The 26,771-nt window shown below is 61.9% G+C and carries 25 protein-coding genes; 19 read left to right on the top strand and 6 right to left on the bottom strand.

Annotation, left to right across the window (positions count from 1 at the left end):
- Positions 1-23 precede the first annotated feature (23 nt).
- Positions 24-1,451, bottom strand: a complete 1,428-nt coding sequence (gene hldE / locus AB5Y67_RS12020; protein WP_076493344.1) for a bifunctional D-glycero-beta-D-manno-heptose-7-phosphate kinase/D-glycero-beta-D-manno-heptose 1-phosphate adenylyltransferase HldE — start codon at positions 1,449-1,451, stop codon at positions 24-26.
- 204 nt (positions 1,452-1,655) lie between these two features.
- Here hldE and lpxL point away from each other — a divergent pair, with 204 nt between their 5' ends.
- The 7 genes from lpxL (at position 1,656) to AB5Y67_RS11985 (ending at position 9,826) form a co-directional block, all read left to right on the top strand.
- Positions 1,656-2,579: an LpxL/LpxP family Kdo(2)-lipid IV(A) lauroyl/palmitoleoyl acyltransferase gene (gene lpxL / locus AB5Y67_RS12015; RefSeq protein WP_199427735.1), complete on the top strand. Its 924-nt coding sequence runs from the start codon at positions 1,656-1,658 to the stop codon at positions 2,577-2,579.
- A gap of 626 nt (positions 2,580-3,205) precedes the next feature.
- Positions 3,206-5,128 carry a PTS mannitol transporter subunit IICBA gene (locus AB5Y67_RS12010; protein WP_042053605.1) on the top strand — a complete coding sequence of 641 codons (1,923 nt, stop codon included), beginning with the start codon at positions 3,206-3,208 and terminating at the stop codon, positions 5,126-5,128.
- Positions 5,129-5,165: 37 nt separating this feature from the next.
- Positions 5,166-6,311 carry a mannitol-1-phosphate 5-dehydrogenase gene (locus tag AB5Y67_RS12005; protein WP_199427734.1) on the top strand — a complete coding sequence of 382 codons (1,146 nt, stop codon included), beginning with the start codon at positions 5,166-5,168 and terminating at the stop codon, positions 6,309-6,311.
- A gap of 133 nt (positions 6,312-6,444) precedes the next feature.
- On the top strand, positions 6,445-6,966 hold the full coding sequence (locus AB5Y67_RS12000; protein WP_199427733.1) for an MltR family transcriptional regulator: 522 nt from the start codon (positions 6,445-6,447) through the stop codon (positions 6,964-6,966).
- Positions 6,967-7,156: 190 nt separating this feature from the next.
- Positions 7,157-8,944 (top strand): sodium:proton antiporter, encoded by a 1,788-nt coding sequence (locus tag AB5Y67_RS11995; RefSeq protein ID WP_199427732.1) that lies wholly within the window; start codon positions 7,157-7,159, stop codon positions 8,942-8,944.
- Positions 8,941-9,513, top strand: a complete 573-nt coding sequence (locus AB5Y67_RS11990) for a DNA-J related domain-containing protein (RefSeq protein ID WP_139735510.1) — start codon at positions 8,941-8,943, stop codon at positions 9,511-9,513. The genes AB5Y67_RS11995 and AB5Y67_RS11990 overlap by 4 nt, the downstream gene beginning before the upstream one ends.
- A 64-nt stretch (positions 9,514-9,577) precedes the next feature.
- Complete coding sequence (locus tag AB5Y67_RS11985; protein ID WP_005363113.1) at positions 9,578-9,826, top strand: hypothetical protein; 249 nt, start codon at positions 9,578-9,580, stop codon at positions 9,824-9,826.
- Positions 9,827-9,887: 61 nt separating this feature from the next.
- On the opposite strand, the gene AB5Y67_RS11980 is transcribed toward AB5Y67_RS11985, so the two are convergent.
- Both AB5Y67_RS11980 and zntB read right to left on the bottom strand, forming a co-directional pair.
- Entirely contained in the window at positions 9,888-10,400 is a 513-nt protein-coding gene (locus AB5Y67_RS11980; protein ID WP_005354921.1) for a mechanosensitive ion channel domain-containing protein, read from the bottom strand.
- Between the two features lie 13 nt (positions 10,401-10,413).
- Complete coding sequence (gene zntB, locus AB5Y67_RS11975) at positions 10,414-11,379, bottom strand: zinc transporter ZntB (protein ID WP_005341467.1); 966 nt, start codon at positions 11,377-11,379, stop codon at positions 10,414-10,416.
- A gap of 139 nt (positions 11,380-11,518) precedes the next feature.
- Here zntB and AB5Y67_RS11970 point away from each other — a divergent pair, with 139 nt between their 5' ends.
- Entirely contained in the window at positions 11,519-11,968 is a 450-nt protein-coding gene (locus AB5Y67_RS11970) for a YaiI/YqxD family protein (RefSeq protein ID WP_005335916.1), read from the top strand.
- Positions 11,969-12,093: 125 nt separating this feature from the next.
- On the top strand, positions 12,094-12,594 hold the full coding sequence (locus AB5Y67_RS11965; RefSeq protein WP_041234360.1) for a metal-dependent hydrolase: 501 nt from the start codon (positions 12,094-12,096) through the stop codon (positions 12,592-12,594).
- A 64-nt stretch (positions 12,595-12,658) separates the two neighbouring features.
- Here AB5Y67_RS11965 and AB5Y67_RS11960 read toward each other — a convergent pair whose 3' ends face one another.
- Complete coding sequence (locus AB5Y67_RS11960) at positions 12,659-13,864, bottom strand: NupC/NupG family nucleoside CNT transporter (RefSeq protein WP_005363118.1); 1,206 nt, start codon at positions 13,862-13,864, stop codon at positions 12,659-12,661.
- 542 nt (positions 13,865-14,406) lie between these two features.
- Here AB5Y67_RS11960 and dbpA point away from each other — a divergent pair.
- Both dbpA and AB5Y67_RS11950 read left to right on the top strand, forming a co-directional pair.
- Entirely contained in the window at positions 14,407-15,786 is a 1,380-nt protein-coding gene (gene dbpA / locus AB5Y67_RS11955; protein ID WP_199427731.1) for an ATP-dependent RNA helicase DbpA, read from the top strand.
- 89 nt (positions 15,787-15,875) lie between these two features.
- On the top strand, positions 15,876-16,166 hold the full coding sequence (locus AB5Y67_RS11950) for a YkgJ family cysteine cluster protein (RefSeq protein ID WP_005341481.1): 291 nt from the start codon (positions 15,876-15,878) through the stop codon (positions 16,164-16,166).
- Positions 16,167-16,192: 26 nt separating this feature from the next.
- Here AB5Y67_RS11950 and AB5Y67_RS11945 read toward each other — a convergent pair whose 3' ends face one another.
- On the bottom strand, positions 16,193-16,600 hold the full coding sequence (locus AB5Y67_RS11945) for a hypothetical protein (protein WP_005354927.1): 408 nt from the start codon (positions 16,598-16,600) through the stop codon (positions 16,193-16,195).
- Positions 16,601-16,868: 268 nt separating this feature from the next.
- Between AB5Y67_RS11945 and AB5Y67_RS11940 the strand changes: the two genes are divergently transcribed.
- The gene (locus tag AB5Y67_RS11940) at positions 16,869-18,263 is read left to right on the top strand and encodes a PepSY domain-containing protein (protein WP_199427730.1); all 1,395 of its coding nucleotides are present in this window, start codon (positions 16,869-16,871) and stop codon (positions 18,261-18,263) included.
- Between the two features lie 75 nt (positions 18,264-18,338).
- Here the strand turns inward: AB5Y67_RS11940 and AB5Y67_RS11935 are convergent, their stop codons facing one another.
- Positions 18,339-19,244 carry a 1,4-dihydroxy-2-naphthoate polyprenyltransferase gene (locus tag AB5Y67_RS11935; RefSeq protein WP_026034945.1) on the bottom strand — a complete coding sequence of 302 codons (906 nt, stop codon included), beginning with the start codon at positions 19,242-19,244 and terminating at the stop codon, positions 18,339-18,341.
- 208 nt (positions 19,245-19,452) lie between these two features.
- Here AB5Y67_RS11935 and AB5Y67_RS11930 point away from each other — a divergent pair, with 208 nt between their 5' ends.
- Genes AB5Y67_RS11930 through menE form a run of 7 tightly spaced genes read left to right on the top strand, consistent with a single transcriptional unit; the run spans position 19,453 to position 26,642 of the window.
- Positions 19,453-20,775, top strand: a complete 1,323-nt coding sequence (locus AB5Y67_RS11930) for an isochorismate synthase MenF (protein ID WP_199427729.1) — start codon at positions 19,453-19,455, stop codon at positions 20,773-20,775.
- A gap of 32 nt (positions 20,776-20,807) precedes the next feature.
- Entirely contained in the window at positions 20,808-22,565 is a 1,758-nt protein-coding gene (gene menD / locus AB5Y67_RS11925; protein WP_325794048.1) for a 2-succinyl-5-enolpyruvyl-6-hydroxy-3-cyclohexene-1-carboxylic-acid synthase, read from the top strand.
- Entirely contained in the window at positions 22,525-23,322 is a 798-nt protein-coding gene (gene menH / locus AB5Y67_RS11920) for a 2-succinyl-6-hydroxy-2,4-cyclohexadiene-1-carboxylate synthase (RefSeq protein ID WP_325794049.1), read from the top strand. The genes menD and menH overlap by 41 nt, the downstream gene beginning before the upstream one ends.
- The gene (locus AB5Y67_RS11915; RefSeq protein WP_265114016.1) at positions 23,315-23,440 is read left to right on the top strand and encodes a hypothetical protein; all 126 of its coding nucleotides are present in this window, start codon (positions 23,315-23,317) and stop codon (positions 23,438-23,440) included. Before menH ends, AB5Y67_RS11915 begins: the two co-directional genes overlap by 8 nt.
- A 4-nt stretch (positions 23,441-23,444) precedes the next feature.
- On the top strand, positions 23,445-24,293 hold the full coding sequence (menB, locus tag AB5Y67_RS11910) for a 1,4-dihydroxy-2-naphthoyl-CoA synthase (RefSeq protein WP_201908255.1): 849 nt from the start codon (positions 23,445-23,447) through the stop codon (positions 24,291-24,293).
- Complete coding sequence (gene menC / locus AB5Y67_RS11905; RefSeq protein WP_075116016.1) at positions 24,293-25,222, top strand: o-succinylbenzoate synthase; 930 nt, start codon at positions 24,293-24,295, stop codon at positions 25,220-25,222. Before menB ends, menC begins: the two co-directional genes overlap by 1 nt.
- On the top strand, positions 25,215-26,642 hold the full coding sequence (menE, locus tag AB5Y67_RS11900) for an o-succinylbenzoate--CoA ligase (protein ID WP_325794051.1): 1,428 nt from the start codon (positions 25,215-25,217) through the stop codon (positions 26,640-26,642). Before menC ends, menE begins: the two co-directional genes overlap by 8 nt.
- Positions 26,643-26,771 lie beyond the last annotated feature (129 nt).

Raw genomic sequence — 26,771 nt, 5'->3', positions numbered from 1 at the left:
CAGATTGCGGGGCTAGCAGAACGTTAGCCGCGCTCGCGGATCGTCTTGATGATGTCGGTGGTGGAGCAGCCATCCTCGAAGTTGAGAACGCGCACCTCACCGCCATTGGCGGTCACCTCGGCGTAACCGGCGATATCTTCCGGCTTGTAGTCACCCCCCTTGACCAGCAGATCCGGCAGGATCTCGGCGATCAGGCGCTGCGGGGTATCTTCACCAAACGGCACTACCCAGTCCACCGCGCCCAGCGCAGCCAGTACGGCCATGCGACGCTCGGTCGGGTTGACCGGACGACCCGGCCCTTTCAGACGGCGAACCGACTCGTCGGTATTGACCGCCACGATCAGACGATCCCCCAGCTTGCCGGCGTTGGCCAGATAGGAGACGTGGCCGGCGTGCAGGATGTCGAAGCAACCGTTGGTCATCACCACCTTCTCGCCGCGCAGACGGGCGGCACGAACCGCCACTTTCAGCTGGGCTTCGGACATGACGCCGAAGCCGGTCTCCTGCTCGGTGTAGAGGGCATTGGCCAGCTCGACCGGGCTGACGGTAGAGGTACCCAGCTTGCCGACCACAATACCGGCAGCGGTATTGGCCAGTGCGCAGGCTTCGTCCAGGCTCTTGCCTGCCGCCAGCGAGGTGGCGAGGGTAGAGATCACGGTATCACCGGCACCGGTCACATCGTAAACCTCGTGGGCCTGAGCCGGCAGATGCAGCTCCGGCTGACCTTCGCGGATCAGGGTCATGCCGTTCTCGGAACGGGTGACCAGCAGGGCATCCAGCTCGAAACGCTTGACCAGATCCAGCCCCTTGGTGACCAGCTCCTCTTCGCTCTTCACCTTGCCCACCACGGCCTCGAATTCGGACATGTTGGGGGTCAGCAGAGTGGCACCGCGATACTTCTCGAAGTCGGTCCCCTTGGGGTCGACCAGCACCGGAATACCGGCGGCTCGGGCGCGCTGGATCATGCCGGGCACGTCGTTGAGAGCACCCTTGCCGTAGTCGGAGAGGATCATCACGTCGCTATTCGGCAGCGCCTGCTCCACCTTGCTCATCAGCAGGGTGGCATCGACGGAGTGGAAGGGCTCTTCAAAGTCCAGACGCAGCAGTTGCTGGTTGCGTGACAGCACCCGCAGCTTGGTGATAGTCGGGAAGTCGGCCAGACGAACGAAATCACAGGCCACCTTGACGCCAGCCATCTGCCCGGCCAGCGCATCGGCCGCTTCATCCTGACCGGTCAGGCCAAGCAGCACGGCGTGGGCGCCCAGCGCAGCGGAGTTGAGGGCCACGTTGGCCGCGCCACCGGGACGCTCCTCAATGTGTTCAACCTTGACCACGGGCACCGGCGCCTCGGGGGAGATCCGACCGGTAGGGCCATGCCAGTAACGGTCCAACATGACATCGCCAACGACCAGAACGCGGGCTTTTTCAAAATCGGGCAGGGTGATCTTCATCTGTATCGACTCTCAAAACCTGAAAAATCAGCGGGCGATTTTATCACACTCTTTTATCCGGTGTAGAAAAAGCCGACCGCAGTTGCCGCCGCTGTCACGCTAACCGGACGCAAGCTACCCCTCTGACCAGCACACAGCCATTCGCCCCCGCCCCCCCTTTTCGGCTAGAATCCCCCGATTGTGTTTGCGAACAAGAGATTAGCCATGGCCCATGACAACGCTCCCCACCTGGAGCCCCGCCTGTTTCATCCCCGTTACTGGGCCAGCTGGTTCGGCCTCGGCCTGCTCTGGCTGCTGACCCTGCTGCCGTGGCGCAGCCAGATGTGGCTGGGCCGTCAGCTCGGTCGTCTCGCCGCCAGGATATTGAAGTCCCGGGTCAAGATTGCCCGTCGCAATCTGGAGCTGGCGATGCCCGAGCTGACCCGGGATGAGCGGGAGAAACTGCTTAAGGCAAACTTCGAGAGCGTGGGCTGCGCCGTATTCGAGGTGGGGATCGCCTGGTTCTGGCCAGACTGGCGGATGCGCAACCTGATGAAGGTGGAAGGGGAAGAGCACGTCATCGCCGCCATGGAAAAAGGCCAGGGCATGCTGCTGCTCTCCTGCCATTTCCTGACGCTGGAACTCAACGCCCGCTGTTTCGGGCTGGTACGGCCCGGGGTGGGGGTCTATCGCCCCAACACCAATCCGGTGCTGGAGTATGCCCAGTACCACGGGCGCTGTGCCTCCAACAAATATCTGGTGGACCGGATGGATGTGAAGGGGATGATCAAGGCGCTGCGCAACGGCGACGCCCTCTGGTATGCACCGGATCACGACTACGGCAGCCACGCCAGCGTGTTCGTGCCCTACTTCGCGGTGGAGCAGGCCGCCACCATCACCGGCACCGCCACCTTGGCGCGGGTGAAGAACACCGTCACCCTGCCCTGCTACAACATCCGCACCAGCGAGGGTTACACCCTGCATATCGGCGCGCCGCTCGCCGACTACCCCAGCGGAGATGACATGGTCGATGCCGCCCGCGCCAACCGCGAGATTGAAGCCGCCGTGCGCAAGGCGCCGGAGCAGTACATGTGGCTCCATCGCCGCTTCAAGACCCGCCCCTCCCCCGAGGATGCCGGCTTCTACTAAACCGCAGCCCCGACAGGGCTCAGATCGCAAAAACCGACAAACCGCCTGCTGGCGGTTTGTTTTTATCTGCAGTCTGGCCTGCGCAGCAAACAAGCGCCCCGAACATCTGCCGCTCGATAACATCCTGCATGTTGGCGCCCATTCCCATCGGCCAGCCGCAAAAGAGACCTCATCACCAACTGTAAAAACTGAAAGTGGGTTACAAATTTATTGATTCATTGGTAAGCAATGGAGTATTTCGATAGATCCATCGCCACTACCCACTGATGAGTAATTGAGTGATTTGTCCCATTCGAATACAAAAACTGAATTTGTGACGCCAATCACCATTCCACAAGAGGGCCACAAAGTAACTTTAGTGATTTAAATCACAAAAAATGACCATAAAAAACAGAAAAGATCGAAATGTAGCCGAATTACAGCTCTCGAATGTGATCAGGGTCACTGGTTATGGAGGGGGTATGACGGGGTATCTGAGAGGTGGATCACAAGACACCCCGTTTTCAGCCTAATTTGATCGCAAGCTGGTAGATTGAAGTTGCTTAGACGACCGGGATGGAGGTTCGGCAAAACCGGCCATCCCGACTACCACTTTTAATCAAACAGGCTTAAAACGGGGTCCCGACATGTTATCACCGGATACCAAAGTCAAGATACAGAATTTTGGACGCTTCCTGTCCAATATGGTCATGCCCAACATAGGCGCCTTTATCGCCTGGGGCTTTATCACCGCCCTCTTCATCCCCACCGGCTGGCTGCCCAATGAAACCTTGGCCAAGCTAGTCGGCCCCATGATCACCTACCTGCTGCCGCTGCTGATTGGCTACACCGGCGGCAAACTGATGGGCGGTGAGCGCGGCGGCGTGGTCGGTGCCATCACCACCATGGGTGTCATCGTGGGAACCGATATCCCCATGTTCATGGGAGCCATGATGGTCGGCCCGCTCGGTGGCTGGGCCATCAAGCGCTTCGACAAGGCGATGGACGGTCGCGTCAAGAGCGGCTTCGAGATGCTGGTCAACAACTTCTCCGCCGGCCTTATCGGCATGCTGCTGGCGATCCTCGCCTTCTTCGTGATTGGCCCCTTCGTCAAGGTGCTCTCCGGCCTGCTTGCCGGTGGCGTCGGCTTCCTGGTGGAAAACCACATGCTGCCGCTCACCTCCATCTTCGTCGAACCGGCCAAGATCCTGTTCCTCAACAACGCCATCAACCACGGCATCTTCTCGCCGCTGGGGATCCAGCAAGCCACCGAGCACGGTAGCTCCATCTTCTTCCTGATTGAAGCGAACCCGGGCCCGGGCATGGGTGTGCTGCTGGCCTACATGGTGTTCGGTCGTGGTGCGGCCAAGCAGTCTGCGGCTGGCGCCTCCATCATTCACTTCTTCGGTGGCATCCACGAGATCTACTTCCCGTACGTGCTGATGAACCCGCGCCTCATTCTGGCGGTGATCGCCGGTGGCATGACCGGGGTCTTTACCCTGACCCTGTTCAACGCCGGTCTGGTCTCACCCGCGTCGCCGGGCTCCATCTTCGCAGTGTTGTTGATGACGCCGAAAGCCTCCCTGATCGGGGTCGCCCTCTCCATCATCAGCGCCACTCTGGTCTCCTTCCTGGTCGCCGCCGTATTCGTTCGAGCCCAGCAGCCGGAAGCCGACGAGGCCGATGCCCTCGGTGAAGCCACTCGCAAGATGAAAGCCATGAAGGGCGGCAAGCCCGAAACCGCAGCGGCCAAGAAGCCGGGCGGCGAACTGATGGCGGTACGCAATATTGTGGTCGCCTGCGATGCGGGCATGGGCTCCAGCGCCATGGGCGCCGGCATGCTGCGCAAGCGGGTGCAGGCCGCAGGGCTCGATATCAGCGTCACCAACCGCGCCATCGATCAGCTCGACGATCAGGTGGACTGGGTCATCACCCACAAGGATCTGACCGAGCGGGCCCGTCGCCATGCGCCGCATGCCCACCATATTTCCCTAACCAACTTCCTCGACAACGGCCTCTATCAGGAGCTGGTACAGAGCCTGACCCAGGCCGCCAACGATGACGTCGCCAACCCGCAGCTGCTGGTGGCGGCCAACGACGACAGCTACGAGCCGCAAGCGGCCGAAGTCTTTACCCTGAGCCGTAATGACGTGCATCTGGGACTGAAAGCGGACAACAAGGAGGCCGCCATCCTGACCGCAGGCCGACTGCTGGCCGAGCGCGGCTACGTGGCTCCCGACTACGTCAACGCCATGCTGGAGCGTGAACAGCTGGTCTCCACCTACCTCGGCGAATCCATCGCCGTGCCCCACGGCACCATAGCCGCCAAAGAGTTTGTGAAGCGTACCGGCATCGTCATCTGCCAGTACCCAGCCGGGGTCGCCTTTGGCGAAGCCGCCGATGAAGTGGCGCGGCTGGTGATCGGCATCGCAGCCCGCAACGACGAACACATGCAGGTGATAACCCGCCTGACCAATGCACTGGATGAACCCGGTCTCATCGACCGGCTGGCCAGCACCACGGATCCCCAGGCCTTCCTGGATCTGCTGGGTGCCGAACAGGCTGCGTAATCATCTTTCATCGTCTTTGGTTCAAGAGGTTAATATCATGAAAACATTGCATTTTGGTGCTGGTAACATCGGTCGCGGCTTTATCGGCAAAGTGCTGGCGGATGCCAGCCATCAGGTCACCTTCGCCGACGTCAACGACACCCTGATCGATCAGCTCAACCACCGCCAGGAGTACAAGGTCCATGTGGTGGGTGCGGATCAGAAGCTGGATGTGGTGCGCAACGTGGCGGCGGTGAGCTCCGCCGGTCACGAGGTGATCGCCCGCATCATCACCGCCGATCTGGTCACCACGGCAGTGGGCCCCAACATTCTGGACAAGATTGCCAGCACCCTGGCCAAGGGGCTGCAGGCCCGTTTCGATGCCGGCAACCTGACTCCGCTCAACGTCATCGCCTGCGAAAACATGGTGCGCGGCACCAGCCACCTCAAGCGGGAGGTACTCAAGTACCTGCCGGTCGCGTATCATGCCACGCTCGAATCCTGTATCGGCTTCGTCGACTCGGCGGTGGATCGCATCGTGCCGCCCGCCGCGGCTGCCAACGATGATCCGCTGGAAGTGACGGTCGAAAGCTTCAGCGAGTGGATCGTCGATCAGACCCAGTTCAAGGGGGAGCTGCCACAGGTGGCGGGCATGGAGCCCACCGACAACCTGATGGCCTTCGTCGAGCGCAAGCTGTTCACCCTCAACACCGGCCACATCGTCACCGCCTATCTCGGCAAGTTGCGGGGCTACCGCACAGTGCGCGAGGCGATCGGGGATCCGGTGATCCGCAGCAAGGTACGCCGCGCCATGGAAGAGAGCGGTGCCGTACTGGTGAAACGCTACGGCTTCGACCCGCGCCTGCACGCCGCCTACATCGAGAAGATCCTGGCCCGCTTCGCCAACCCCTATCTGGTGGACGAGATTGACCGGGTCGGTCGTCAGCCGCTGCGCAAGCTGGCGGCGGGAGATCGACTGGTGAAGCCGCTGCTGGGCACCCTGGAGTACGGCCTGCCCAACGAGCAGTTGCAGGAGGGGATCGCCGCGGCGCTCCACTATCGCAATGCCGATGACCCGCAGGCGGTGGAGCTGCAAGCCCTGCTGGCGGAGCTTGGCCCGGCCAAAGCGCTGGCCCGCGTCACCGGACTGGGTGAAGAGAGCGAAGTGGTTCGCGCCATCGTCGCCCGTTACGAAACCCTGTAATGACCCTGCTTGCGGCGCATTCAGCCACCACTGATAGCGCACCAAGCGCTTGAATGGCAAGGGAATGTGCCCCATATGATAAAAACCGGGAGAGAGGCCCACTCTCTCCCTGTCAGCTGGACCCAATGCACCTATGACCACACACCAGGAAGATGAAGTACTGGAACGACTGAATGAGCAGGATGGCCCCCGCTGCTTCTTTCTCGAAGCCGTGACCATCCTGGAAGAGGCGGTCGACTCCCTGATGCGACGCGCGTTCCGTCAGGAGGAGTATGCCGTCAAATACGCCATCGAACCCCTGCTCAACCAGAGCGGCCCCCTCGGCCAGCTGGAGGTGCGCCTCAAGCTCATCTTCGCCCTCGGCCTCATATCACTCGAGCGCTATCAGGATATCGAAGCCTATATCAAGATCCGCGACTTTCTGGTGCGCGACCCCAAGGATTACCGCTTCAGCGACAAGCCGATCCGCGATCTGCTCGACCGCCTGCACGGGGTCAATCAGGGCGGCATGATGAAGCTAGAGCCCCCCGCCAGCGAAGAGGATTGGGCCTTCTACCAGATGCAGCTCAACCGGCTCGATCAGATGGTGCGCTCCGCACTGGTACTGGCGCTGGCCGACTGTGTCGGCGAGCTCCACAAGGAGAGCCCCATCTAATCCGGCCCCAAGGCCACACCATCACCACGGTTGGCGTCTGGCTGGCGCCCTTCACTCCACCGCCAGCCACCATGACGCCGACTGTCGCACATCTCCCCATCCCGGCCATGACGCACGCTCCTTCGGGTGTCAATCTGACCAACTTAGCCACTACACTAGCTCCATACTCACTGCCTGAATCGAGGTCTGCATGATTGCCCTCTCTCTGGCCGGGATCGCCCTGGTCTCCGTGCTGGCCCAATGGCTTGCCTGGTCGCTGCGGGTGCCCGCCATCCTGTTTCTGCTGCTCACCGGCCTGACTCTGGGTCCGGTCAGCGGCCTGCTCGACCCCGATGCCCTGCTCGGGGATCTGCTGTTTCCGCTGGTCTCCCTGTCGGTCGCCATCATCCTGTTCGAGGGGGCGCTCACCCTCCATCTGGCCGAGCTCAAGGGGATCGGCAAGGTGGTGCGCAATCTCTGCTCCACCGGCATGCTGGTCAGCTTCGCCGTCATCGGCAGCGCCGGTTACTTCCTGCTGGGGCTGGACTGGCGGGTCGCCACCATGCTCGGCGCTGTGCTGGTGGTAACGGGCCCCACCGTGATTGCACCCATGCTCAACGTGATCCGCCCCACCCGGGAGGTAGACCGCATCCTGCGCTGGGAGGGGATCGTCATCGACCCCATCGGCGCCCTGTTTGCGGTGCTGGTGTTCGAGGCGGTGCGTCTCGGCAGTCAGGGGGATCTCATCAGCCATACCCTGCTGGCGCTGGGCAAGACTGTGCTGGTCGGTTCCCTGATCGGGGTGGCGGCAGGCTGGCTCACCACCCTGCTCATTCGCAAGGACTGGCTGCCGGTCAGCCTGCACAAGTTCGGCGTGCTGGCGCTGGTGCTGGTCACTTTCAGCCTCTCCAACTGGCTCAGCCACGAGTCCGGTCTGCTGGCGGTGACCGTGTTCGGCATCTGGCTCGCCAATCAGGAGGGGCTGGATCTGGAGGAGGTGCTGGCTTTCAAGGAAGATCTCGCGGTCATCCTAATCTCCAGCCTGTTTATCCTGCTGGCGGCCCGCCTCGATCTGGCCCAGCTCTGGCTGCTCGGCCCCATGGTGCTGGCGCTGCTGTGCGTGGTGCAGTTCGTGGCGCGCCCGCTCTGTATTCTGGTCTCGACCTGGGGCTCGGATCTCTCCTGGCAAGCTCGCGCCCTGCTGAGCTGGATCGCCCCGCGCGGCATAGTCGCGGCGGCGGTCAGCGCCTCGTTTGCCATCAGCCTGCATCAGGCCGAGATCCCCGATGCCGACAAGCTGGTGCCGCTGGTATTTGCAGTGATCATCTCTACTGTGGTGTTGCAGAGCCTCACCTCGGCACCGCTGGCCAGCCTGCTCAAGATGCGCCAGAGCGCCCCCAACACCTGGCTCATCATAGGGGCCAACTCGGTGGCGCGGGCCATTGGCAAGGCGCTGGCGGATCAGGGGGTGCCGGTGCAGCTCTGCGATCCCGCCTGGGAGTTCTGCAAACAGGCGCGGATGAGCAACCTCCCCTGCTACTTCGGCAACCCCCAGTCGGAACATGCCGAGCTGCACCTGCCGCTCACCAGCATCAGTACCGTGCTGGCGCTATCCCCCAACCGCCACAACAACGCCCTCGGGGTGCTGCACTTTGCCCACCTCTACGGCGAGGAGCAGGTCTACTCCCTGCGCTCCAGCGAGCAGCACGGCAAGGCCAACCGGGAGAGCGCCACCTTTCGCGCTCGCCAGAACCTGTTCGGCCCCGACATCAACTATGCCAAGCTGAGCGGCCTGCTGAGCCGGGGTGGCCAGATCAAGGCGACCCGCCTGAGCGAGGCGTTCGACTGGGCCCAGTATCAGACCGCCAATCCCGGCGCCATCCCGTTGTTCATCATGGATGGCAAGGGCAAGCCCCAGATCGTTACCGGCCCCGTCACCCCGCAGGCAGGTGAGCTGCTGATCGCCCTGCAACCGCCCAGAGAGCAGGGTACTGAATGAGCGAAGCCAACCACAATCCGCTGGTCGCCCCGCTGCTGGTGCTATTGCAACAGGCGGCGGGCAGCTACAAGGTGCATGAACTGATGGCCGCTCTGCGCCAGCAGGGAGCGATCCCCCTGCTGGCCGACGACGAGCAGCTGCAGCTGTTTCGGGTCAACTTCCTGATCATGAACGCCCTCTACCAGTTGCAGGCCGAGCTCTGGCAAGAGGGATGGTGGCTGGTGATCAGCACCCTGGATATCCGGCTCGAACCGCTGGCCGGGAACCAGGAGGCCAACCACGGCTTTGCTGTTGGCGAAAATCTGCGTAGCTACTATCTCGACTGGCAGGTGTTCTGGCAGACCGACCGTGCCGAAGTGGAGGCCCTGCTCAACCGCTTCTGGCGCGCTTATGACGGTGAGGGGCACAAAGCCGAGGCGCTCGCACTGTTAGAACTGAATGAAGGGGCGAGTCAGGAGGCAATCCGCCGCCGCTGGCGGGAGCTGGCACTGCTGCACCATCCGGATCGGGGCGGCAATGCAGAGACCTTTATCCGCATCCGCTGGGCATGGGAGGTCCTGCGGGGATGATCCCGTTGCCGCATATAAAGGGCAGGCATAGACTGGAGCTGGATATTCCCCACAGGAGAGCATCATGACAGTCAGTGAACTTCGTAAGCTCTATCAGCAACAGATCCTGCAAGAGGCTGAAATCCTCCACGATGTGGCCATTCCCGGCTGGCTCATCGAATTCAGAGGCAAGGATGGCGCCCTCTACGAGCTGACCGACACCCTCGGCTGCCCGGTCAGTTTCGGCACCGTCGAGCAGGCCCGCGAACATCTGCATCAGGTGGCCGACTGCCCGGTTCAGGTGGAGCACCTCTACCGCTTCTTCGAACGCTAGCGCCATCCACCACACACTAAAAAGGCTCCCGAGGGAGCCTTTTTGTTATTCCGGTTGCTTTCTATTCCGGTTGCAGTGGTTCCGCCACCTTGCCCTCCAGCTTTCTGACCGGCTTTTGCAGGATCAGGTTGGCCGGATAGGTGACCAGATCGCCGTTGTCATCACGCACCCGCACATAGAAGAGGCCGATCTCGGTGATGACGCCGGTGACCGAATCATCCTTGTCGAGGATGCGGATCCGGTCGCCAATCTTGTAGGGAAAGGCGAAGAAGATGGTGATGCTGGCGGTGATGTTGGAGAGGATCGACCACTGGGCCACCATGGCGACCCCCAATACCGCAAAGAAGGAGGATGCGAGCACCACCAGTCGGGAGAAGTCGAGCCCCCACACCCCGGCCAGTACCAGCAAGGTGGCGCAGCCGAGCAGGAAGTGGAACACATGGGCCACGTAGAGCACCCGGTTCTCGCTCACCTGCCTGCTCTGACCGAGCGCCAGCAGGCTCTTGTGAATCAGCCGCCGGATCAGGGTATGCCCCAGCAACAGCAGCAGGGTCAGGCCAATTGATTGCCACATGGGTTATGCCTCCTTACCACCAGCGCCGATGCTTGAGCCAGATAGCCAGCCCGCTGGCCAGCGCCACCAGCGAACCACAGAAGACCCAGAAGGCAGTCGGATTCTCGGCCCCGGGGATACCGCCGAGGTTGATGCCAAACAGGCCGGTCAGGAAACTGGCGGGCAAAAAGAGCAGCGCCATCACCGACATCTGGTAGGCGCGGCGGTTGGTCGCCTCCGCCATCAGATTGTTGATCTCGTCTGCCAGCACGGCGGTGCGTGCCACTCCGGCATCGAGGTCATCGAGCCAGCGCCGCAGCCGATCGGCGATATCGAGCAGACGACGGCGGTCATCCTCATCCAGCCAGCTGATCTTCTCGTTGGCCAGCCGCGCCACCAGATCCCGCTGCGGCGAGAGGTAGCGGCGGATCATGATGAGCTGCTTGCGGATCAGCGCCAAGCGGCCATTGGCGGGCATGTCGCGCATCAGCACCATCTCCTCCAGATCGAGGATCTTGTCGTGCAGCTCCTCGACAAACTCCCCCGCCCGATCGGTCAGGGCATCACAGATCTCCACCAGCCAGTCGGCCGGGGTATCGGCGCCGCCCCCCAGCTTGAGCTGGTTGAAGACATCCTGTTCGGAGAGCAGCGGACGACGACGGCTGCTGATAATGAGATCCGGGGTGATGAAGATGCGCAGCGCCACCATCTCTTCGGGCCTGTGATCCTTGTTGTGGTTGATGCCGCGCAGGATCAGCAGCACCGTCTCCCCCATCCGCACCAGCTTGGGACGATTGCTCTGGCCGAGCAGCGACTCCCTGGCCGCCTCGCTGAGCAAGGGTGTCTGCAACAGCCAGCGCGCCGAATCGGGATTGCCGTAATCCAGATGCAGCCAGCCGGGATGTGCCGCCGGGACTTCGCTTCCCGCCGTCAGCGGCGCCATGCCACCCTTGCCATCCAGGGTCAGGGCATAAATCACTTCACCGGGCACCCGATCCATCTCGTCTCCTTCTCGTTTCATGTGCTGGCCCCAGCTTACACCAAAGGCTGGGCCGACTCAGCCCCGCGCCGGGAAGGGAGGCCTGTGTTAACATGGCCGCTCTCGTTTTCCATCCGCTTTCACTACAGGAAACCATGCCATGCCCATCTGGGTTGATGCCGATGCCTGCCCCATTCCGGTCAAGGAGATCCTCTACCGCGCCGCCCACCGCGCCCAGGTCGTCACCACCCTGGTGGCCAATCAGGGATTGCGGGTGCCCCCCTCGCCCTTCATCAAAACCCAGCAGGTGGAGAAGGGATTCGATGTGGCAGATCATGTCATCGCCCAGCAGGTTCAGCCCGGCGATCTGGTGATCACCGGCGACATCCCCCTCGCCTCCTGGGTGATCGATGCCGGTGGCGAGGCGCTCAATCCCCGTGGCGAGATCTACACTCGCGAGACCATCAAGGCGCGGCTCGGCATGCGCAACTTTATGGAAGAGCTGCGCTCGGCCGGCGTGCAAACCGGCGGCCCGGCCCCCTTCAATGCCGCCGACAAGCAGCGCTTCGCCAACGCCCTCGACAAGTGGCTGGTCAAAGGCAAGTTATAAATAGGCTATAAAGGCGCCCAATTTGGGCGCTTTTTCGCCGTAACATCCTGATTTTTAAAATAAGAGCTGACCACAACCGCCAGGCTGGTAAGATGCGCCGCCATCTTGTCCACGCCGTAATCATCATGACCGCCCAAGGGCACCTGCTCTTCTCCGTTACCTGCACCCTGATCGCCCATAAACTGCAGCTCACTCCGGCGCTGGCCGATGCCAGTCTGTGGCAGACCATCCCTGCCGCGCTGGCCAGCGCCCTGTTGCCCGACCTCGACCACCCCAAATCGGTGCTGGGGCAGCGCCTGCCGTGGATCTCGAAACCTCTGTCTCGGCTGTTCGGCCATCGCGGCTTCACCCACAGTCTGCTGGCGGTCGCCGCTGCCGTCTGGGGGCTGAACCAGAGCCTGCCGCCAGACACCCTGCCCATGGGGGTCAAGGATGCCCTGATCGTTGGCTACCTCAGCCATCTGCTGGGGGACTGGCTCACCCCGGCGGGCATTCCGCTCTTCTGGCCCATCAAGCGCCGTTACCGCCTGCCGGGCTGGCCGCTGCGCAGCGGCGGTGCCATCGAAACCGGCTTTTGCACCCTCACCCTGCTGGTCGCGGGCTGGTGGTGCGGCTGGCGGCTGTGAGCCAGAAACAAAAAAGCCCCTGACAAAGTCAGGGGCCCAAGCAGTGGTGCGAACCACTAGAGGATCAGATCATGATGCCAGCGATAACAGCAGAGAGCAGGCTGACCAGAGTTGAACCGTAGACCAGCTTCAAGCCGAAGCGGGAAACCATGTTGCCCTTCTCTTCGTTCAGCGCTTTTACCGCACCGGCGATGATACCGATGGAGCTGAAGTTGGCGAAAGAGACCATGAAGATGGAGAGGATGCCGACGGTGCGCGGAGAGAGCTCGGCAGCCACCTTGCCCAGATCCATCATCGCCACGAACTCGTTGGTCACCAGCTTGGTCGCCATGATGGAGCCGGCTTGCAGCGCTTCACCACTCGGGATACCCAGGATCCAGGCGATCGGGTAGAAGAGGTAACCCATGACGAACTGGAAGTTCACGCCAAATGCCATCTCGAACAGGTAGTTGATGAGGGCGATCAGGGCGATGAAACCCACCAGCATGGCACCCACGATCACGGCAACGGTGAAACCGGCCATGATGTACTCGCCCAGCATCTCGAAGAAGTTCTCTTTCTTCGGGGTGTGGTGCTCGTCACCTTCGGCAATGGCCTTGATGTCGGTCACGGAGTTATCCGGCTCGTAGGGGTTGATCAGCGACAGCACGACGAAGGTACTGAACATGTTGAGCACCAGCGCGGCAACCACGTAGCGCGGCTCGATCAGCTGCATGTAGGCACCGACGATGGACATGGAGACGGTAGACATCGCCGTCGCCGCCAGGGTGTACATCTGCTTCTCGTTCAGGTGCGGCAGGATGTTCTTGAGGGCGATGAAGTTCTCGGACTGGCCGACGATCATCGAGCTGATGGCGTTGAAAGACTCCAGCTTGCCCATGCCGTTGATCTTGGCCAGCACGGTACCGATACCGCGGATCACCAGCGGCAGCAGGCGGATGTACTGCAGAATACCGATCAGCACTGAGATGAAGACGATGGGCATCAGCACCATCAGGAAGAAGGAGAAGGCCCCTTCGTTGACCAGACCACCGAACACGAAGTCGGTACCCTGTTTGGCAAACTCCATCAACTTGGTGAAGCCGGCGGCAAAGCCCCCCACCACCGCCAGACCCACTTCTGAGTTCAGCATGAACCAGGCCAGCGCCAGTTCGACCACCAACAGTTGGCCGATATAACGCAGTTTGATCTGTTTCCAGTTGTGGCGGTTAGCCAGCAGAGAGAGAGCGAGGACCATCACCAGTCCGAGCACAAAGTGAACGTATTCCATACCTGTAGCACCTGAGTAAATTGTAATTTTTGACCGGCGCCATCATAGACATTTGCACATTTAAAAATCAGATAGCCATCACAATCCCGCGCAATATTATGGAGGCAGGATAATACAAACGTTTTTAAATTAATTGTGCAATGAACTGATATTAATCGCGCAACGCGGACAACATAAATCCTTTTAAAACATCACGTTGAGTAATGGTCGTGCCGTTTTCATGTTCTTTGAAAATATTTAATCAGCATTTTTGCAACATTCCATGTGGCGCAATAACTGCTCGTGAAATATTTTCCAGCCATTATATTAAAATACTGAAAACAGAAAACGTTTATCCGCGATAAATAATTAGATGAGTGTTTGAAAAATAGTCCTTATCGCATTGTCGGTGATCGTCCGCGATCGGTTTGGCAACAAATGAACCTTTCATGGCCCCTCGTGGCCAGCCGTTCAAAAATCCGCCACATCCGGGGCCACATTCTGGTATGATGCGCGGCCTTAGCGCTCGCGCATCCCCGTTTTCTCCGAAATAGAGTCCTTTTGTGAACAACAGCGAATTTAGCAGCCTCAATCTCTCCCCCGCCCTGCAAGAAAACCTCACCAGCCTGGGTTACCTGCAGATGACCCCGATCCAGGCCCAGAGCCTGCCCCTGGTGCTCGATGGCAAAGACCTGATCGCCAAGGCAAAAACCGGCAGCGGCAAGACCGCCGCCTTCGGCCTCGGCCTGCTGGCCAAGCTCAACGTCAACCGCCTCGAAGTGCAGGCGCTGGTGCTCTGCCCGACCCGCGAACTGGCGGATCAGGTGGCTCAGGAGATCCGTCGTCTGGCGCGCGCCCTGCCCAACGTCAAGCTGGTGACCCTGTGCGGCGGCACCCCGACCGCACCGCAGTCCGCCACCCTGAGCTTTGGTGCCCACATCGCCGTCGGCACCCCGGGTCGCATTCTCAAACATCTGGAGCAAGGCACGCTGGAGCTCTCCGGCCTCAAGACGCTGGTGCTGGATGAAGCGGATCGCATGCTGGACATGGGCTTTGGCGAAGATATCAACCGGGTCATCAGCTATGCCCCCCAGCAGCGTCAGACCCTGCTCTTCTCCGCGACCTATCCGGAAGGGATCGCCCAGATGAGCCGCGGCGTGCAGCGCAATCCGGTCGAGGTGAGCGTGGAGTCCCTGCACGAGGGGAGCGCCATCGAACAGAAGCTTTACGAAGTGCCTGCCGGTCAGCGCCTCGACGCCCTCACCTGGTTGCTGAGCCACTACCAGCCCAGCTCCTGCGTGGTGTTCTGCAACACCAAGCGCGCCTGTAACGACGTGGCCGACCATCTGGCCGCCAAGGGCTTCTCGGCGCTGGCGCTGAACGGCGATCTGGAGCAGCGCGAGCGGGATCAGGTGCTGGTGCGCTTTGCCAACGGCAGCGCCACCATTCTGGTGGCCACCGATGTGGCGGCCCGCGGCCTCGACATCAAGGAGCTGGGCGCCGTCATCAACTACGAGCTGACCTATGATCCGGAAGTGCACGTGCATCGCATCGGCCGTACCGGTCGTGCCGGCCAGCAGGGTCTGGCCTTGAGCCTCTATCAACCGAACGAAGCTCAGCGCGTAAACTTTATCGAAGAGTACCAGCAGGCCCCGATGCCGCTGGGTGATCTCGGCAGCATCGGCCGCGACATCAAGCCGATCGCCCCGCAGATGGTGACCCTCTCCATCGATGCAGGCCGCAAGACCAAGGTGCGGGCCGGTGACATTCTGGGCGCCCTGACCGGTGAAGGCGGCATTGCCGGCGCCGACGTGGGCAAGATCCAGATCTCCGAACAGTACTCCTACGTCGCCGTGAAGCGCAGCGTGGCGAGCGCCGCCCTCAAGCGGTTGCAGGAAGGCAAGATCAAGGGTCGCAGCTACCGCGCCCGCAAACTGGGCTAAGGTTCTTTGCAAGCCGTTAGCCAGACCACAGGCGCCTGACAGGCGCCTGTTTCATATCTCCGATGCCGCCATGCGGCAAGACAGGCACCATGACCCAAGCAATCCAGACCGATGTGAGCTGCCAGAACTGCGAAGCCTGCTGCTGCCGCCTCGAAGTGATGCTCTTTACCGATACCGGCGTGCCGGACCGTTATGTACTGGAAAGGGATGGCGAGATACCGGTCATGCGCCGGCTGGACGATGGCTGGTGCGCCGCCCTCGACCGCAACACCATGATGTGCCGTATCTACGAGGTGCGGCCGCTGATCTGCCGCGAATTCGAAATGGGTGAACCCGACTGTGTTGACGAGCGGGACAAGTGGTTTATCAAGCTGGATTGAGCCAAGGCCAGTCAGGATAAGGGTGGTCAAGCGCTCGCAGGTTCACAGGGAGCTGTGTTGAGCTGCTCCCCCAGCCACTGGATCGCCGCTGCCTCTTGCTCGAAGTAACGTACTGCCCGAAAGGGTAATCCCGTGAAGATATTATCCGCCAGATAGCGCTTGAAGCCCCCTACGAAAACCACCGCCAGAAACTGACAGCCACTCTCGGCACACCAGCCAAACTGGCGACGAAAACGGGCCAGCACCTCGGGCCCAGCCGCTTCAAACTCGGTCGCGACCTCGACAATCCCCCAGGGGCCATCCATCAGACCGGCCAGTTCGTGACGAAAGCGCGCCTCATAGGCCATGGCACCTGCCAGATTGAAGGGGCCACTCGGGCGGCAGATCAGCATCTGGCCCCTGCGCTCCATGTCGAATTGCCCATGTGGCTGCATGACTGCTCCCATTCCGTTACCACCATCATCGCCTGCAAATTGTTACCACAAGGTAATAATTTATAAGGAAAAGTCCAGCAGCAAACAGGCTTTCCCCAAAGCGTGGTCATCCTATCCAGCAAACCGTCGGCACCTCATGTTACCGACATCCCGCACCGAACCGATCTCAAGATGTGTGATTGCAGTTAACGAAACGTTACTGCTATTATCCGCGCCGCCACAAACATTCCACCAGCCGAAAGGTTTAGCACCTCAACAAGGATGTGCAATGAAAAAAAGGGACTCGAGTCATTACCAACGGATCTGGCGCTGGCACTTCTACGCCGGTATCTTTGTCGCCCCTTTCCTGATCCTGCTGTCACTGACCGGGATCGTCTATCTGTTCAAACCCCAGCTCGACAACCTGATGTACCCCGAGCTGATGAAGGTCGCCCCCGCCAGCCAGACCCTGAGTGCCGACCAGCTGCTGGCCAAGGCGATGATGACCATGCCCGATGCCAGCCTGCGTAAATACCTGCCGCCTGTCGCACCCGATCAGAGCGCCCAGTTCATCGTCAATCAGGGGGATCGCGAGCTGACTCTGTTTATGGATCCCGCCAGCGGCGCCCTGCTCGGCACCATGGACAACAAGTGGAATCTGCAAGCGGTGGCTCGCTCCCTGCACGCCGACCTGCTGCTCGGCACCACGGGGGACCGGCTGATCGAACTGGCGGCAGGCTGGGGGCTGGTACTGCTCATCAGCGGCCTCTACCTCTGGTGGCCACGCAAGGGGCCCGGGGTGGGCGGCATCCTCTGGCCCAGAGTGAGCCAGCGCGGACGCCTCTGGTGGCGGGATCTGCACGCCGTGGTCGGCTTCTGGGGCGCCGGTTTCCTGCTGCTGTTGCTGTTGAGCGGCATGACCTGGACCGGTTTCTGGGGCGATCAGTTTGCCGCTGTCTGGAACCGCTTCCCCGCCGCCATGTGGAACGAGGTGCCCAAATCGGCACCGCTGGCCCGCAGCCTGAATCAGGCTCACGAGCAGACCGTCCCCTGGGCGGTTGAGAGCACCCCTATGCCCAGCTCGCAGCCGGTTGATGAGGGGCACGATCACGGTGCCATGAACCACGGCGAGCACGAGGGAGTGGTGATGGCCAGCCAGCGCATTGCGCTGCAACGGGTGGTCGAGATCGCCCATGAGCGGGGAGTCCAACCGGGTTACAGCATCACCCCGCCGGTCGGCGCCACCGGCGTCTACACCATCGCCCTGTTTGCCGACGATCCGCGCAACGATGCCACCCTGCATATCGATCAATACAGCGGCAAGGTGCTGGCCGATGTGCGCTGGCAGGATTACGGCCCGGTCGCCAAAACGGTGGAGAGCGGCGTCATGCTGCACATGGGCAAGCTCTACGGCTGGCCCCATCAGCTCGCCATGCTGCTTATCTGCCTGATGGTGCTGGCCAGCGCCGTGAGCGGCCTCTGGATCTGGTGGTGCCGCCGTCCGCAGGGCCGTCTCGCCGCGCCGCCGCTGCCCGCCAAACTCCCGCCGATGCGAGGTGCCATCGCCCTGCTGATCCTGCTGGGGATCGCCTTCCCGCTGGTGGGCGCCTCCATGGTCGCCATCTGGCTGCTGGATACCCTGATTTTCTCCCGCCGCCCTCTCAGGGTGGCGCGCGCCAGCTAAACCGGCCAAAACCAAAAAGGGCTCCCATCTCGGGAGCCCTTTTCATTGTTCGCCTTGGCGAGCTGCGACCAGCGGTCAGGAGAGCGCCAACCCGATGGAGAGTAGCAGGCTGAACAGAAAGGCGCTGATGGCGGTCTTCTTGAGAGCGCCGGTCAGCACCTCGCCATCGTAGCTTTCGCGCAAGGTGCGGGCCGCATCGCTAAGAGGCTTCATGGCGGGCAGGAAGATCCACGGCCAGAAACTGGCGGGCTGGATCAGGATAAAGGCGATGGTTGCCAGCAACGCCGCCCCCAACAGTACCCAGTGATAAGCGATGGCGCGGTTGCGGCCAAGGCGCACCGCCAGGGTGATCTTGCCACTGGCGGCGTCGGTCTCGATATCGCGCACATTGTTGATATTGAGCACGGCGGTAGCCAGCAGGCCACAGGCGGTGGCCGGTAGCAGCAGATCCCACTCCAGCGTCTTGGTGAAGAGGTAGTAGGAGCCGAGCACCCCCAGCAGGCCGAAGAAGAGGAACACCGAGATATCGCCAAACCCGCGATAGCCGTAAGGGGTCTTGCCGACCGTGTAGGTCACCGCCGCGACAATGGCCGCACCACCCAGCACCACAAATGCCAAAATCTGCAGCCACTGACCGCCGAAGGCACAGCCCAGCAACAGCAGGCCACTGGCCACCGCCGCCAGCGCAGTCAGCCCCATCGCCACGCACATCTGCTTTTTGGTGATAAGGCCGGAGACCACCGCCCGCTGCGGGCCGATCCGCTCACCGTTGTCGGCGCCGGAAACCGCATCGCCGTAATCGTTGGCCAGATTAGAGAGGATCTGCAGCAAGATGGCGGTCAGCAGGGAGAGCGCCATGATGGTGCCATCAAAGGCGCCACGACTGGCAGCCAGCCCCGAGCCCAGCAGGATGGAAGAGCAGGCGAGCGGTAGTGTTCGCAAACGCGCCGCCAGCAACCAAACAGAGAAGGTATTTGTCATTTTGTGATGGCCAAACAATCGGATATTGATCGTGTTAAGGGTTATCGAACCGGATTTGGGTATACTTGGCCCCGGAGAGTGAAGCTCCCGCGGGCGATTTACATGGACGAATGGGCAGATAATATATAGGAAATCATCGCCCTTTGGCATAAACCTACGGCATCCAGCTACCGGATCGCTCGTTACTACCCGGCTCAGACAAGAATCCATGTTGGCTCAGACCCATATCAAGCAACAACTGGACGCCCTGCGTCACAGCAACGTCAGCGGCTTCGTACGGTTGCGAGTGGCGATCGAAATCCGCTCCTTTCTGGGCTGGCTCGCGGCGCAAACCCTCTATCCCCGCATCTACTGGCAGGCCCGTGGAGAGGCTCGTCCCGAGTATGTCGCGCTGGGCGCCATCCATGAACTGACCGAGCCGCACGCCATCAAGCAGGTGTGCACGAACACAGCCAACCAGCATCATGACGACAGCCCCCGCTACTATGGTGGACTGGCGTTCGATCCGGCCCAGTCCGGCTGGCAAGGGTTTGGCCCCTGCCGTTTCGTGCTGCCCCGCATCGAGCTGGTGCGCCGTGGTGAATGCGTCAGTCTCTGCCTCAACCTCTGGCTGGATGAAAGCAATCTCGAGGCCGAACTGCAGGCGGCCGACGCCGCCCTCGATGCCCTGCGCCCGGAGGCCCCGCTACCTGCCCTGCAAAAGCAGCCCTGGCAGCGACAGGATTGCCCCGGCCCCGCCCAGTGGCAGACGCTGGTTGAGCGCGTCACTGCCCCCGATTTTCAGGCGCACACACCCAAGGTGGTGCTGTCGCGGGAGAGCGTGCTGACCAGTCCGAACCACGATGCAGATATCAATCCCTGGGCCATGCTCGACCAGTGGGCCCGCCATGCCCAGGACTGCTTCCACTTCGGTTTTCAATTCTCCCCCGAGCAGGCCTTTATCGCCTGCTCTCCCGAGCGGCTCTACCGCCGGGAAGATCGTCACCTCTTTACCGAGGCGTTGGCGGGCACCATTCGCCGCTCCGGCGATGAAGAGGTGGATGCCCAACTGGCCGCCGAGCTGCTGGCCGACAGCAAGAACCGACTGGAGAACCGGCTGGTACACGCCGACATCCTCAGCCGTCTGGCGCCACTGACCCACGATGCCACCCTGACCGAGCCGCGCATTCTCAAACTGCGGCTGCTGCAACACCTCAAGTGCGATATCGAAGCCGAGCTCAAGCCCGGGGTCTGCGACTGGCAGCTGCTCGACGCCCTCCACCCGACGCCGGCGGTGGGCGGCGCTCCGCGCGAGGCCGCGCTCGCCTTTATCCGCGAGTTCGAGCCCTACGATCGGGGCTGGTACGCCGGAGCCTGCGGCATGCTGAGTCGGGAGACGTCCGAGTTCTCGGTCGCCATTCGCAGCGCCCGTATTCAGCCGGGCAGCGTCACCCTGTTTGCCGGTGCCGGCATTGTCGCCGGTTCCGAGCCTGTCGCCGAGTGGGCCGAACTCGACAACAAGATCGCCAATGTGCTCTCCCTGCTGGGATAGTCATTCACCCTTTTCACGCTACGAGAGCCCCTATGCCCACCCGTAAAGAGCCTGCCAGCGAAGAGCTTGCCTGCACACCGTTTTCGAGCCAGCACGCCACCTTCAACCACGTCTGGTCCTCCCTCTTGCTGGAGGAGCTCTTTCGCCTCGGGGTGCGCGATATCGCGCTGGCCCCCGGCTCCCGCTCTGCGCCGCTGACCATGGCGGCAGCCGCCCATACCGGTTTTCGCCGCCATCAGCATTTTGACGAGCGTGGCCTCGGCTTTATGGCGCTGGGGCTGGCCAAGGGGAGCAACCGGCCGGTGGCGGTGATCATGACCTCGGGCACCGCAGTGGCCAACCTCTGGCCCGCCGTGGCAGAGGCCCAGCTCACCGGCGTGCCGCTGATTATTCTCTCCGCCGATCGCCCTCACGAGCTTATCGACAACGGCGCCAATCAGGCGATCGACCAGCAAGGGATCTTCGGCCGCTACCCCGTCTATCAGCAGAACCTGCCGAGCCCCACCCCGACCATTCCGGCGGCGTTTGTGCTGAGTTCGGTGGATCAGGCGCTGGCCAAACAGGCGCTCACTCCCGGAGTGGTGCACTTCAACTGCATGTACCCCGAGCCCCTCTACCCGGGCGAGCACTATCAGGATTTCTCCGACTATCTGGCCCCCCTCGGCGACTGGCTCGGCTCGCACAAGCCATGGAGCCCGTGGCAGCAAAGCGAGCCGACCTGCCCACCTCAGGCGGAGTGGGAAAGCTTTCGGCAACAGCGCGGCATCGTTATAGCTGGCCGCATTACCGACCCGAATCAGGCACAGGTGGTCGCCGCGCTGGCGGAGCAACTTGGCTGGCCGCTGCTGGCGGATCTGCAGAGCCAGATCCGCTTCGACAGCCGCAACCTCATCCACATGGATATGGCGCTCAACGACCCTGAATTCGTCGCAGAGCTGGGCCGTGCCGAGGTGCTGCTGCAATTTGGTGCGCGGCTTGTCTCCAAGCGGCTTGGCCAGTTCATCAAGCACCATTCATGGCAGGATTACTGGCTGGTGGATCCGCAACCGGCGCGGCTCGATCCCGACTACCGGCTGCGCAACCGGCTGCTCTGCAGTGCCAGCGCCTTTGCTGCGGCCCATCCGGTCACCACACAAGCCCCTTGGCACACATTGGCCGAGCTGCAACACAACGCCAGCCAGCAGATCGCCGCGGCCTGCGAGCACTTCTCCGAGCTTGGGGTCTGCCATCGCCTCAACCGCCTGATCGAAGGCCAACTGTTTGTCGGCAACAGCATGCCCGCCCGACTGATGGATATGCTCGGCGAAACGGGCAAGGGGCCGAGCCGGGTGATGACCAACCGTGGCGCCTCCGGCATCGATGGCCTGATCGCCACCGCCTACGGGTTTGCCCAATCGGCACGGCCGGGCAGTGATGAGCCTACCACCCTGCTGCTTGGGGATCTCAGCGCCCTGCACGATCTCAATAGCCTCGCCCTGCTCAGCAAGGCGAGTCGACCGCTGGTGGTGATCCTGCTCAACAACGATGGCGGCAGCATCTTTCGTATGTTGCCGGTGCCCACCGAAGGGGAGCTGCTGGAGAGCTACTACCGGCTGCCCCACGGCCTCGGCTTTGAACATGCCGCCGCCATGTTTGGCCTCGCCTATCGGGCGCCGACCACCCTGCCCGAGTTCGAACGCGATTACCGCGCCGCCCTCCAACATGGCGTTACCTTGATCGAGATCCGGGTACCGAGCGAGCAGGTGGCCGATGATCTCAAGGCACTGGGGGCCGCCATCCGTGGCAAATAAATATGCCAATGTGCCGCTGGTGCTGCTGCACGGCCTGCTGGGGGATAGCGGCGACTGGCAACCGGTGATCGACCGGCTGCCCGCCATCCGCTGCATCGCCCTCGATCTGCCGGGTCACGGTCAGCATAGCGCTCTCAACGTCAGCGACTTTGAGCAGAGCCACCAGTGGCTGGTCACCGAGCTGGCCAGCCGCAACATTGAACGCTATCTGCTGGCGGGTTATTCGCTGGGGGGGCGACTGGCCCTCTACCACGCCAGCCGCGAGCCCGCCGGGCTGCGGGGGCTGCTGCTGGAGAACTGCCACCCGGGGCTACCAGACAATGAGCGAGCCGCCCGCATCCAGCACGATGAACGGTGGGCGCAGCGCTTCGAGCGTGAGCCCCTGGCTGACGTGCTGGCAGACTGGTACCGGCAAGGGGTGTTTGCCGATCTTGACGATGCGGCCCGGGCCCGCCAGATCGCCCGCCGCCTTGGCAACGACGGTCAGGGCATCGCCACCATGCTGCGCGCCACTTCGCTCGGCAAGCAGCCGGATCTCGCCCCCTGGCTCATGGCGAGCCAGCTGCCGGTTACTTATGTGAGTGGCAAGCGGGATCACAAATTCCATCAGCTGGCTTGCCAGCTGGCGAACCAAAATCGCAGAATCAACCACTTGGTGCTGGATGGCGGCCATAATCTGCACGCCCATCAGCCTGATAACTTTGCCCGACTCCTCGCGGAGTGGGTCAACCAACAAGAAGAGACGAGTCATGATTGAAGCAATGACGGAAGCTGAACTGTATGCACCTGTTCAACATGCCGGGATTGCTCAACTCAGAGTTCAACTCGGTGCTCAACTGCACTCTCCCAGATCAGAAGGAAAAAACCATGATTGAAGCAATGACGGAAGCGGAACTGTACGCTCCGGTTGAGTGGCAGGATTGCTCCGCCGGTTACGAGGACATCCTCTATCACAAGTCCAACGATGGCATTGCCAAGATCACCATCAACCGCCCTCAGGTGCGCAACGCCTTCCGCCCCCGCACCGTCAAAGAGATGCTGCAGGCACTGGCCGATGCCCGTTATGACGATCAGGTCGGTACCATCATCCTGACCGGTTTTGGCGAGAAAGCCTTCTGCGCCGGCGGCGACCAGAAGATCCGTGGCGACTACGGTGGATACCGCGATGACGAGGGAACTCACCACCTCAACGTGCTCGACTTCCAGCGCGACATCCGCACCTGCCCGAAACCTGTGGTTGCCATGGTAGCGGGCTACGCGGTCGGTGGCGGCCACGTGCTGCACATGATGTGTGACCTGACCATCGCCGCCGACAACGCCCAGTTTGGCCAGACCGGCCCGAAAGTGGGTTCCTTCGACGGCGGTTGGGGTGCTTCCTACATGGCTCGTATCGTCGGCCAGAAGAAGGCCCGCGAAATCTGGTTCCTCTGCCGCATGTACGATGCCCAGCAAGCCCTCGACATGGGTCTGGTCAACACCGTCGTACCATTGGCCGAACTGGAGCGTGAAACCGTGCGCTGGTGCCGTGAAATGCTGCAAAACAGCCCGATGGCGCTGCGTTGCCTGAAAGCCGCCCTCAACGCTGACTGTGATGGGCAGGCGGGCTTGCAGGAGCTGGCGGGCAATGCCACCATGCTCTTCTACATGACCGAAGAGGGTCAGGAAGGCCGCAACGCCTTCAACGAAAAGCGTCGCCCCGACTTCTCCAAATACAAGCGGAACCCCTGATGACACTCGCCCTGTATCGCTATCAACTGCCTTTTACCCAGCCACTGACCTTTCACGGCAAGGTGGAGGTGGCGCGAGAGGGGCTGTTGGTGCGCATCAACGACGGCTGGGGGGAAATTGCCCCCCTGCCCGGCTTCTCGAAAGAGAGCCTGCAACAGGCAGAGGCAGAAGCCCTTGCCACGCTGGCAGCACTGGCCGCCGGCGACACCCCGAACCCCGTGCTGCCGTCGGTGCAATTTGGCCTCGACTGCGCGCGCCGGACATGGCCCGAGCAGCGCAACCCGCTGCCGGAGCCCTATCCCCTCATTCAAGGCTCCCCCCAGGAGCTGCTGCGCAACTGGAAAGAGTGGCTGCACCGCACGCCCGGCAAGGCCAAGCTGAAGGTGGCACGCTACCCGATGCGTGACGAGCTGGCGCTGATCCGCCTGCTGTGCGACCGCCTCCCCTCCCTCAAGCTGGTGCTGGATGCCAACCAGGGCTGGACTCGCGAGGAGGCGTGGACCTTCTGCGGCCACCTCGACCCGAATCGCATCGAGTATCTGGAAGACCCTTGCGCCGACTTTGCCGACATCGCCTTTGTCGCCAACCGCACCGGCATGCCGGTGGCGCTGGACGAACTGCTGGCACAAGGCAAGCCGTGGGAACCGATCCCGCAACTGCGCGCGCTGGTGCTCAAGCCTACCCTGCTCGGTTCACTCGCCAACTGCGAAGCCCTGATCGCCCGCGCCCGCGAACTGCGGCTCAAGGTGATCATCTCCTCCTGCTTCGAATCGGATCTGGGCCTGAACCAGCTCTTTCATCTGGCGAGCGAATGGGCGCCGGAACAGGCGCCGGGTCTGGATACCCGCCGCTGGATGGCGGGCAACCTGCTGGGGGAAGATGGCAAACCGGACCTGAGCCGACTGGAGCAACTGTATTACCGTGATTGAACCCACACGTTCACCCGAACAGACACCTTGCCCGGTACGCCACCGGGCAATCACAGCCCCGAACCGCATTGCCATCCACGCCGCCTCGCCCCTCAGTTACCGCCAGCTCGATGCCCGCCTCAACAGCCTGTGCCAACAGCTGAAACAAGCCGGAGTGCGCCGTGGTGAACATCTGGCTGCGGTGGTGCGCGGTGCGCTGGAAGATGTGCTGCTGGCGTGGGCCTGCGTACGCAGCGGCGTGGTGTTCTGCCCGCTCAACCCCGCCTTTCCTCTCGAAAAGCAGAGCGAGCTGGCGGTGCAACTCGATGCCGATGCCTTCTGGTCGGCAGGGGAGATCCCGGCAGGCAACTGGCAGCCCTTGCCGCTCGACTTCACGCGCGAACTGCCGGCAAGCGAGGAAGCGTGGCCGCTGGAATCGACCCAACTCAACAACATGATCCTCACCTCCGGCTCCAGCGGCACGCCGAAAGCGGTGGTGCACCGGCTCTGCAACCACCTTGCCTCAGCACGCGGCTCTGCCACCCTTATTCCCCTCGATGAGGCCTGCGGCTGGCTACTCTCCCTGCCGCTGTTCCATGTGGGCGGCTACGCCATCCTGTTTCGGGTCTTTCTGGCGGGTGCCACGTTGGTGCTAGACGATCGCAGTCAGCCGCTCAAGGCACGGCTTGAACAGCAACCCATTACCCATCTCTCGCTGGTGCCAACCCAGCTCTGGCGTCTGCTGGCAGAGGGTTTTGATCCCGCCCGTACCCGCCTGCGCGAGCTGCTGCTCGGTGGCGCCGCCATCCCGCAACCGCTGGTGAGCCACCTCTGCTCCATGGGGCTCGAACCCAAGGTGAGTTATGGTCTCTCCGAGATGGGCAGTCAGGTCTGCACCGCTATCCCCGGCGATACAGGCGTAGTTGGCAAACCGCTACCGGGACGGGAAGTGTGCATCAGGGAGCAGGAGATCTGCGTGCGCGGCGCCACCCTGTTTGCCGGTTACTACCGAGATGGAGAGCTGGAACTGCCCCTCGATGACGAAGGCTGGTTTCATACCCGCGACAAGGGGAGGTTCACTGCGGCAGGGGAACTGCTGGTAGAGGGACGGCTAGATAACCTCTTCATCTCGGGTGGCGAAAACATCCAGCCCGAAACCATAGAGCAGCGACTGGTAGATCATCCCGCTGTCGCCCAGGCGCTGGTGGTGCCGGTACCGAGCGATGAGTGGGGGCAACGCCCCGCCGCCTTTATCGACTGGCACGGCGAGCCGGTTCCCGACTCAGAAATAGCTGCCTGGATCCGTGCCACCCTGCCCGGCTTTATGGTGCCCGACCACTGGCTCCCCTGGCCCGATCTTGGCGGCAATCTCAAACCCTCCCGCCAACGACTGGGCAAGGTTGCCCGACAACAGACCACCTCGTCACAACAAGCTGAATGAGATCGGACTCACAATTTCCCGATCTGCTCTGAAAACAGAAAAAGAAACATGTGAGTCCTCACTGCGGCGCCAACCCACGATATCTCGATCAGACTCAAAAAATCATCATCTTATTGATTTATCTGATTT

The organism is Aeromonas sp. s12 (assembly GCF_040907925.1).
GTDB classification, from domain to species: domain Bacteria; phylum Pseudomonadota; class Gammaproteobacteria; order Enterobacterales; family Aeromonadaceae; genus Aeromonas; species Aeromonas veronii.
This window is presented reverse-complemented; position numbering and strand designations above follow the sequence as displayed.

Bases quoted from the DNA above. Each gene is read 5' to 3' on its own strand.
- AB5Y67_RS11915 (WP_265114016.1), top strand. From the start codon at position 23,315: ATGATTGAAGCAATGACGGAAGCTGAACTGTATGCACCTGTTCAACAT.
- menD (WP_325794048.1), top strand. From the start codon at position 20,808: ATGCCCACCCGTAAAGAGCCTGCCAGCGAAGAGCTTGCCTGCACACCG.
- zntB (WP_005341467.1), bottom strand. From the start codon at position 11,379: ATGGATCGGGTGCCCGGTGAAGTGATTTATGCCCTGACCCTGGATGGC.
- AB5Y67_RS11960 (WP_005363118.1), bottom strand. From the start codon at position 13,864: ATGGAATACGTTCACTTTGTGCTCGGACTGGTGATGGTCCTCGCTCTC.
- AB5Y67_RS11990 (WP_139735510.1), top strand. From the start codon at position 8,941: ATGAGCGAAGCCAACCACAATCCGCTGGTCGCCCCGCTGCTGGTGCTA.
- lpxL (WP_199427735.1), top strand. From the start codon at position 1,656: ATGGCCCATGACAACGCTCCCCACCTGGAGCCCCGCCTGTTTCATCCC.
- menC (WP_075116016.1), top strand. From the start codon at position 24,293: ATGACACTCGCCCTGTATCGCTATCAACTGCCTTTTACCCAGCCACTG.
- AB5Y67_RS11930 (WP_199427729.1), top strand. From the start codon at position 19,453: ATGTTGGCTCAGACCCATATCAAGCAACAACTGGACGCCCTGCGTCAC.
- AB5Y67_RS11950 (WP_005341481.1), top strand. From the start codon at position 15,876: ATGACCCAAGCAATCCAGACCGATGTGAGCTGCCAGAACTGCGAAGCC.
- AB5Y67_RS12010 (WP_042053605.1), top strand. From the start codon at position 3,206: ATGTTATCACCGGATACCAAAGTCAAGATACAGAATTTTGGACGCTTC.
- menH (WP_325794049.1), top strand. From the start codon at position 22,525: ATGATCTCAAGGCACTGGGGGCCGCCATCCGTGGCAAATAAATATGCC.
- AB5Y67_RS11970 (WP_005335916.1), top strand. From the start codon at position 11,519: ATGCCCATCTGGGTTGATGCCGATGCCTGCCCCATTCCGGTCAAGGAG.
- AB5Y67_RS11940 (WP_199427730.1), top strand. From the start codon at position 16,869: ATGAAAAAAAGGGACTCGAGTCATTACCAACGGATCTGGCGCTGGCAC.
- AB5Y67_RS11945 (WP_005354927.1), bottom strand. From the start codon at position 16,600: ATGCAGCCACATGGGCAATTCGACATGGAGCGCAGGGGCCAGATGCTG.
- menB (WP_201908255.1), top strand. From the start codon at position 23,445: ATGACGGAAGCGGAACTGTACGCTCCGGTTGAGTGGCAGGATTGCTCC.
- AB5Y67_RS11995 (WP_199427732.1), top strand. From the start codon at position 7,157: ATGATTGCCCTCTCTCTGGCCGGGATCGCCCTGGTCTCCGTGCTGGCC.
- AB5Y67_RS12000 (WP_199427733.1), top strand. From the start codon at position 6,445: ATGACCACACACCAGGAAGATGAAGTACTGGAACGACTGAATGAGCAG.
- hldE (WP_076493344.1), bottom strand. From the start codon at position 1,451: ATGAAGATCACCCTGCCCGATTTTGAAAAAGCCCGCGTTCTGGTCGTT.
- AB5Y67_RS11985 (WP_005363113.1), top strand. From the start codon at position 9,578: ATGACAGTCAGTGAACTTCGTAAGCTCTATCAGCAACAGATCCTGCAA.
- AB5Y67_RS11980 (WP_005354921.1), bottom strand. From the start codon at position 10,400: ATGTGGCAATCAATTGGCCTGACCCTGCTGCTGTTGCTGGGGCATACC.
- AB5Y67_RS11965 (WP_041234360.1), top strand. From the start codon at position 12,094: ATGACCGCCCAAGGGCACCTGCTCTTCTCCGTTACCTGCACCCTGATC.
- AB5Y67_RS12005 (WP_199427734.1), top strand. From the start codon at position 5,166: ATGAAAACATTGCATTTTGGTGCTGGTAACATCGGTCGCGGCTTTATC.
- AB5Y67_RS11935 (WP_026034945.1), bottom strand. From the start codon at position 19,244: ATGACAAATACCTTCTCTGTTTGGTTGCTGGCGGCGCGTTTGCGAACA.